Source organism: Mesorhizobium sp. M2A.F.Ca.ET.037.01.1.1, assembly GCF_003998075.1.
Lineage (GTDB): Bacteria > Pseudomonadota > Alphaproteobacteria > Rhizobiales > Rhizobiaceae > Mesorhizobium.
In genome coordinates, this window is record NZ_RZSA01000257.1 from 1 (window position 1) to 7247 (window position 7247).

The 7247-nt window shown below is 64.8% G+C and carries 6 protein-coding genes; 4 read left to right on the top strand and 2 right to left on the bottom strand.

Annotated features, from left to right (window positions below; translation table 11 throughout):
• The 4 genes from EOA27_RS14895 to EOA27_RS14915 all read left to right on the top strand — a co-directional run.
• On the top strand, positions 1-1055 hold a 1055-nt coding region (locus tag EOA27_RS14895; protein ID WP_145970354.1), incomplete at its 5' end, for a sugar ABC transporter substrate-binding protein.
• Positions 1056-1397: 342 nt separating this feature from the next.
• A complete protein-coding gene (locus EOA27_RS14905) occupies positions 1398-2318 on the top strand; it encodes a sugar ABC transporter permease (RefSeq protein ID WP_126083151.1) in 921 nt (306 codons plus the stop codon).
• Positions 2318-3175 (top strand): carbohydrate ABC transporter permease, encoded by an 858-nt coding sequence (locus EOA27_RS14910; protein WP_126083150.1) that lies wholly within the window; start codon positions 2318-2320, stop codon positions 3173-3175. The genes EOA27_RS14905 and EOA27_RS14910 overlap by 1 nt, the downstream gene beginning before the upstream one ends.
• Before the next feature lie 87 nt (positions 3176-3262).
• Positions 3263-5182: a glycoside hydrolase family 127 protein gene (locus tag EOA27_RS14915; protein ID WP_245491095.1), complete on the top strand. Its 1920-nt coding sequence runs from the start codon at positions 3263-3265 to the stop codon at positions 5180-5182.
• Positions 5183-5240: 58 nt separating this feature from the next.
• On the opposite strand, the gene EOA27_RS14920 is transcribed toward EOA27_RS14915, so the two are convergent.
• The gene (locus EOA27_RS14920) at positions 5241-6077 is read right to left on the bottom strand and encodes a DUF1194 domain-containing protein (RefSeq protein WP_189343158.1); all 837 of its coding nucleotides are present in this window, start codon (positions 6075-6077) and stop codon (positions 5241-5243) included.
• A gap of 1 nt (position 6078) precedes the next feature.
• Complete coding sequence (locus tag EOA27_RS14925; protein ID WP_245491096.1) at positions 6079-7131, bottom strand: DMT family transporter; 1053 nt, start codon at positions 7129-7131, stop codon at positions 6079-6081.
• Positions 7132-7247 lie beyond the last annotated feature (116 nt).

Here is a 7247-nt window from a genome sequence, read left to right on the forward strand (position 1 = left end):
TCCCGAAATATGGCGCGGCGGCCGCCGGGGGCACGGCGCCCGACGCGCTGTCGCTCGACCTGATCTACACGCCGTCCTTCGCCGCCGCCGGCCAGCTGGAGGACATCACCGACTGGGCGAAATCCTTGCCCTATTTTTCGAGCCTCTCGCCGGCGCATGTGAAGACCGGCACCTATAAGGACCGCATCTACGGCCTGCCGTTCTCGGCCGACGCCTCGGTGCTGATCTGGAACAAGAAGCTGTTCAAGCAGGCGGGGCTGGACCCGGAGAAGGGGCCGACGAACTGGGCCGAGATCGCGGCCGACGCCGAAAAGGTCAACGCGCTCGGCGGCGACATCAAGGGGTTCTACTTCTCCGGCAATTGCGGCGGCTGCAACATCTTCACCTTCACGCCGCTGATCTGGGCCTCGGGCGGCGACATCCTCTCCGAGGACGGCTCGAAGGCGACGCTCGACAGCCCGCAACTGCGCGGCGCCATCGACCTCTACCGCTCGATGATCAAGAAGGGGCTGGTGCCGGAGGGCGCGCAGACCGACACCGGCGCCAATTTCTTCGCCGCCTTCGCCGGCGGCAAGATCGGCATCTCGCCATCCGGCGCCTTCGCCATCGGCGCGCTCAACACGCAATATCCCGATATCGACTACGGCATCACCTTCCTGCCGGGCAAGGATGGCGGCTGGTCCTCCTTCGCCGGCGGCGACAATTTCGTCGTCACCAAGGGCACCAAGAAGATCGCCGTGGTGAAGGAGTTCCTGGACTTCGCCTATTCGCTGGAGGGCCAGACCATCCTCGCCAAATATGGCAGCCTGCCGGTGCGCAACGACATCGCCAAGGACGCGCTGAAGGACCTCGACCCGCGCTACCAGGTGGCGGCCGAGGCGATGGCCAAGGGCAGGACGCCCTATTCGGTGGTGTTCAACGATTTGATCAACTCCGCCAACGGTCCTTGGACTCAGATGGTCAACGAGGTGTTCTTCGGCGACGATGTCGACGGCGCCATCGCCAACGCGCAGGACACCATGCAGTCGATCATCGACCAGGCGCCGAACAAGTAGACACCAGGGCCTACAGGCGACGGGGATCGCGCAACGCTTCGCCGCCACGGCCCTGACCGGCCGCCCGCCCCGTCTCCCTGGCCGGGCGGCCGGGATGTTGCATCGCTGAACGGCAGGAACTGACGCGTTGAGAAAAATCACTCTCACTAGCATCGCCAGGTTGAGGGGCCGCGAGGTTCGCGCCCCCCTTCTCCCCTTGTGGGAGAAGGTGTCGCCGAAGGCGACGGATGAGGGGTGTTCCAGCGGAGTGAGACGCTGGCTTTTCCTGGAACACCCCTCATCCGTCTCGGCGCTTCGCGCCGATCCACCTTCTCCCACAGGGGGAGAAGGGAAGGTGCTGCCATGACTGCCATCACCGCCACATCCGCTCCCGCCCGCTCGCGCACCAGCGCCAGCCTGCGGCAATGGGTTGGCCTTCTCTACGTCCTTCCGGCCGTCGCTTTCGTCACCGTCTTCTTCGTCATCCCGCTCGGCATGACGGCGTGGATGTCGCTGAACAACTGGCCGCTGATGGGCGAGCATTCCTTCGTCGGCCTCGACAATTATGTCGCGATCGTGCGCGACACGCGGTTCTGGAACGCGCTGAAATTCACCTTCTATTACACGGCGATCGTCACCATCGCGATCTTCGCCGTCGCCTTCCCGCTGGCGATCTTCATCGAAAAGCCCCGCCCGCTCACCAATCTCTACCGCACCGCCTTCTTCATGCCGGCGGTGGTCGGCTTCGCTTCGGCGAGCCTGCTCTGGTCCTGGCTGCTCAACGTCGATTCCGGCCTGTTCAGCCCGGCCGCTTACGACCTCGGCCTGACCGAAAAGAAGGTCAATCTTCTCGCCACCTTCCAGCCGGCCTTCTGGTCGATCATCGCCATGGTGGTGTGGAAGGTCGCCGGCTTCACCATGATCATCCTGATGACCGGCCTACAGTCGATCCCGCAGGACCTGCAGGAGGCTGCCGTCATCGACGGGGCAGGGCCGTTCGCCAGGTTCCGGGCGATCACGCTGCCCTTGATGCGCCGCACGCTGGCGCTGGCGCTGATCCTGTCGGTCGCGGGCTCGATCCTCGCCTTCGACCAGTTCTACATCATTCTGCGCGGCGGCCCGCGCAACCAGACGCTGACGGCGGTCTACTGGATCTTCAACCAGTCCTTCGTCTCGTTCAAGCTCGGCTATGGCGCGGCACTCTCCATGGTGCTCCTGGCCATCCTGGTGGCGCTCAGCCTCATCCAGCTCTGGCTGCTGCGCAAGCCCGAGGGGCTCGACTGATGGCCGAGGCGATGTCGCAGAACCGCAAGGCCGCCTTCAGCCTCGCCAGGCATTCCACCGGCATCATCGCCTCGGTGCTGTTCCTGGCGCCGATCGTCTGGACGGTGCTCTCCACCTTCAAGCCGGCGCAGGAGGCGCGCCAGCCGCCGCTGCCGCCCTGGCCGACCACCGGCTTCTCGGTCGAGAATTACGAGACGCTGAACGCCTTCGGCGACGGGTTGTGGGTCTCGGCGCAGAACAGCATCTATGTCTCGGTGATGACGGTGCTGCTGTCGGTGCTGGTCAGCGTACTCGCCGGCTACGGCTTCTCGCGCTTCCGCTTTCCGTTCCGGGATTTCTTCTTCGTGCTCATCCTGTCGACGATCATGATCCCGTTCCAGTCGATCCTGACGCCGATCTTCCTGGTGCTGACCAGGCTCGGCCTGCACAATACTCTGACCGGGCTGGTCTGCGTCTATGTCACGCTGCAGCTGCCCTTCTCGATCTTCATGATGCGCAACGCTTTCGACGCCGTGCCGCGCGAGATCGAGGAGGCGGCGCGCATGGATGGCGCCAACAACGTCACCATGCTCGTCAAGGTGATGCTGCCTTTGGTCTGGCCGGGCGTTGTCACCATCGCGCTGTTCGCCTTCCTCGGCGCCTGGAACGAGTTTCTGGCCGCGCTCGTGCTGATGACCGACCAGTCCAAATTCACCTTGCCGGTGATGATGACGGCGCTCCAGTCCGGCCGCTTCGGCGCCATCGACTGGGGCGCGGTGCAGGCGGGCGTCACGGTGATGATGGTGCCCTGCCTGATCCTCTTCCTGGCGCTGCAGCGCTTCTACATCCGCGGCCTCATGGCCGGGGCCGTCAAGTAATTCGAATGGAGTGAAATCAAGACCGCATCGAGTCCCGCCGCCACAACCGACACTGCCAGGCCGAAGCTCGCCTTCCGGCCGTTGCCCGTGCCGCAGGTCGATGTGCGCGGTTTTTGGGGCGACCGTGTCGACGCGGTGGCTAGCAAGACCGCCGGCATCCTCTATGACCGCTGCGTCGAGGCGCGCATGCTGGAGCAGATCGATCCGGACCGGCCGTCGCCAGGCGTCGTCATCCCGTTCCATTCGCCGTCGCCGGACGAGGCCGACGGGCAGGGCGCCGAGTTCACCGGCTCGACGGTGACGACGCAGATGTTCTGGGATTCCGACTGGGGCAAGACGATCGAGACCGCCGCTTATTCGCTCTACCGCCGCCGCAACCCGGAGCTGGAGCAGAAGATCGACGCCGTCATCGATATGTACGGCAAGCTGCAGCAGGAGGACGGCTACCTCTCCAGCTGGTACCAGCGCATCCAGCCAGGTCTTCGCTGGACCAATTTGCGCGATTGCCACGAGCTCTACTGCGCCGGCCATCTGATCGAGGGCGCCGTCGCCTACTTCCAGGCGACGGGAAAACGCAAGCTGCTCGACATCATGTGCCGCTATGCCGACCACATCGCTTCGATGTTCGGCCCCGAGCCCGGCAAGAAAAAGGGGTATTGCGGCCATGAGGAGATCGAGCTGGCGCTGGTGAAACTGGCGCGGGCGACCGGCGAGAAGAAATACATGGAGCTCGCCAAATGTTTCATCGACCAGCGCGGGCAGCAGCCGCATTATTTCGACGAGGAGGCGCGCGCCCGCGGCGCCGATCCGAAGGCCTATCACTTCAAGACGTACGAGTATAACCAGTCGCACAAGCCGGTGCGCGAGCAGGACAAGGTCGTCGGCCACGCGGTGCGCGCGATGTATCTCTATTCCGGCATGGCCGATATCGCGACGGAATATGGCGACGACACGCTGCGCGTAGCGCTCGACCGGCTCTGGGACGATCTGATGACCAAGAGCCTCTATGTCACCGGCGGCCTTGGGCCGTCGGCGCACAATGAGGGCTTCACCAGCGACTATGACCTGCCCAACGAGACAGCCTATGCCGAGACCTGCGCCTCGGTCGGCCTGGTGTTCTGGGCAAGCCGCATGCTCGGCATGGGGCCGAACGCGCGTTACGCCGACATGATGGAACGGGCCTTGTACAACGGCTCGATCTCCGGCCTGTCGCTCGACGGCTCGCTGTTCTTCTACGAGAATCCGCTGGAGAGCAGGGGTGGCCATCACCGCTGGAAATGGCACCGCTGCCCCTGCTGCCCGCCCAATATCGGCCGCATGGTGGCCTCGATCGGCAGCTATTTCTACGGCCTCGCCGACGACGCGCTGGCCGTCCATCTCTATGGCGACTCGAGCGCTCGTTTCGAGATCGCCGGCCGCCAGGTTACCCTGGTCCAGACCAGCAACTATCCCTGGGACGGCGCCGTCGCGATCGAGGTCGGACCTGAGGCGCCGGTTGCGTTCACGCTTCACCTGCGCGTGCCGGTGTGGTGCCGCAAGGCCGCGCTTCGGGTAAACGGCAAGCTGGTCGATCTCGAAGCGGCGACGGTCGACGGTTACGCCGCGATCCGCCGCGAATGGCGCCAGGGCGACAAGGTCGAGCTCGACCTTGAAATGTCGATGGCGCGCCTCTTCGCCAACCCGCAGGTGCGGCAGGACATCGGTCGTGTCGCGCTGGCGCGGGGCCCGCTGATCTATTGCGTCGAGGAGACCGACAATGGCGGTGGGCTGCACCGCATCGCCCTGCCGCGCGAGGCAAGGCTCGAGGCTCACAAGGAGCCAAACCTGCTCGGCGGCGTCGTCACGCTTTCGGCGATCGGCAGCAGGGCCGAGACGGAGAGCTGGGGCGCCGATCTCTATCGCCGCGAGCCGCCGGCGACTGAGGCGACGAAGCTCAAGGCGGTTCCCTATTTCGCCTGGGACAATCGTGAGCCCGGCGAGATGCTGGTCTGGCTGAGGGAAGGGTAGGGCGCGCTGGCCGCGCTTCCGCGTATGACGAGTGAGCCCTCCTCATCGAGGCGCAGTCCTACCGAGGATCGGCTATTGGCGCGGACAGAGCCTGTGCCTCCATCGGCGGAACATACGTGTCGATGTTCATGCTCACTTCCGTCACCAGCTTGCGGCGAAGAGCCGTGACATAATCGTGCGGTTGCTTCGGTGACATCACGAAGGCTTGTGAACCGCCGATGACAGATTGGGCAAAGTAGGAGGCCAGCGGCTGGCGGGGGTCCTCGTCATCCGCCGGTATGGCGATCGCGTTGATCGTGTAGCCCTTGGCGATCGCGTTCTCCCGGCTCGGCTGGACGGGCAGCCCGTCATTGTTCTCGCCATTGGAAGAGATGTCGATCACCTTCTTCATGGCGGTCCCGGGGAACTCGTCGAGCAGAAGGCCTCCGACATCGATTGCCGTTGAAACCGAAGTTCCACCCCTGCCTCGCCGCATATGGCCGGTGTCGCCTGTATTGCTGATCACCGACGCGGCGGCCTTAGCATCGTCCAGGCCGCAGATGCGCGTCCATGGCAGCACGGTGCGCGAGCGACCGGGGCTCGACCATTCGAAATAGGCCACGCCGATGCAACCGATATAGTTCTGCGAGATGGCGCGGATGATTTCCGGCGAGGTGAGCGCTTCGGCATGGCCCTCACGCTGCAGGTCGGCAATCTTCGGATCAATCGAAGAGGAGAAGTCCACCGCGAAGACGACGGCGACGTCAACCTGCATCGACGGCGGATCTATGTTGGTTGCGTCTGCGGCAGGTCCCCAAAGGACCGCGGCTGGCAGTGTCGCCAGCATCGCCAATGAAAGCGCACGCCTTGCCCCTTTGCCGTCGGAGCCCGGTGTCCTGTGAAGACCGTCCACCATCTTACCCTCCATCTCGATACAGGTCGTTTTCCATGCAACGCGGTCTCGGTCGTTGGGACCGGCGTGGGCCGTCGCCGGAAAGGTCAGCGGATTGTCTCCTTCCGACCTGCATTGACGACGATGAGCGTCGCCTGACCGGCCAGGCGCCTGCTGCCAATGCCGCGTCGGCTCTGCCCGGACTGGCTCGCAGGGACGCCGTCGACGTTCGGTTCGACATCGCGACCGACAGGATCGATCCGAGGATGATCGCCGCGCCGAGCGCGCCTGCCGCAGAAGAGCGCTCGCCAAGGAAGATCGCCGCGCCCAGGGCGCCGAACACGCTTTCCGCGCTGACGATCACCGCGGCGTGGCTGGCCGAAGTGAAACGCAGGGCGGCAGTCTGGATGCCGAAGGCGGCCGCGGTCGAGAAAACCCCGAGCACCACCAGTTCGGGACCGGCCTCGGAAGCCGCCGACAATGACAGATTGCCTTGCACCGCCCCGAGCGGCAGGGCTATCGCGGCGGCGGCAAGGAACTGCGCCGCGGCGGCCGTGAAGGGGCGCGCATAGGCATGCATGTGGCGCCCGAGCTCGACCGTCCACAGCGCATAGCAGCCCGCCGAGAGGAGGGCGGTGAGGTCGCCGGCGCCGAAACCGGTAATCCCGCCCGACAACAGCAGGCAGCCCATCACCGTGGATCCGGCGGCGGCGACGAGACCTGCCTTCGGACGTTCACCCATGAGCAGCCAGGCGGCCAGCGGCGTGATCACCGTTGCCGTGCTTACGAAGAAGCTTGCATTGGTGACGCTGGCGCCGAGATAGCAGAGCTGTTGCAGCATGATGGAGATGGCAAACAGCACGACCACCCGGGCCACGCTGGAGGAATGTGCGGAATCGGCCGGCGCTCGCCTTTCCGTCAGGACAAAGGGCAGCACCAGCAGCCCGCCGATCAAGCAGCGCAGCCCGACTGCGCTCAGTGCGTCGAGATGATCGAGCACCGTCTTTTGCGCCACGTTTCCGAAGCCCCAAAGCGCGGCCGCAAACAGAAGCAGCAGATTGGCCGTGACCTTCGACATTCGCCGCACCCCTGGGCCGGAACCACGCTGCTGGTTGAGTTACCGTTAATTCAGCAGCGTCTAAATGAAGTGCGTCACGGTAACGCTTGGGTGGCGTCGCGCTGGAGCTTGCGAGG

What these genes read in the sequence shown, in the direction of transcription:
- EOA27_RS14905 (WP_126083151.1), top strand. Translation starts at nt 1,398, where the DNA reads ATGACTGCCATCACCGCCACATCCGCTCCCGCCCGCTCGCGCACCAGC.
- EOA27_RS14910 (WP_126083150.1), top strand. Translation starts at nt 2,318, where the DNA reads ATGGCCGAGGCGATGTCGCAGAACCGCAAGGCCGCCTTCAGCCTCGCC.
- EOA27_RS14920 (WP_189343158.1), bottom strand. Translation starts at nt 6,077, where the DNA reads ATGGTGGACGGTCTTCACAGGACACCGGGCTCCGACGGCAAAGGGGCA.
- EOA27_RS14925 (WP_245491096.1), bottom strand. Translation starts at nt 7,131, where the DNA reads ATGTCGAAGGTCACGGCCAATCTGCTGCTTCTGTTTGCGGCCGCGCTT.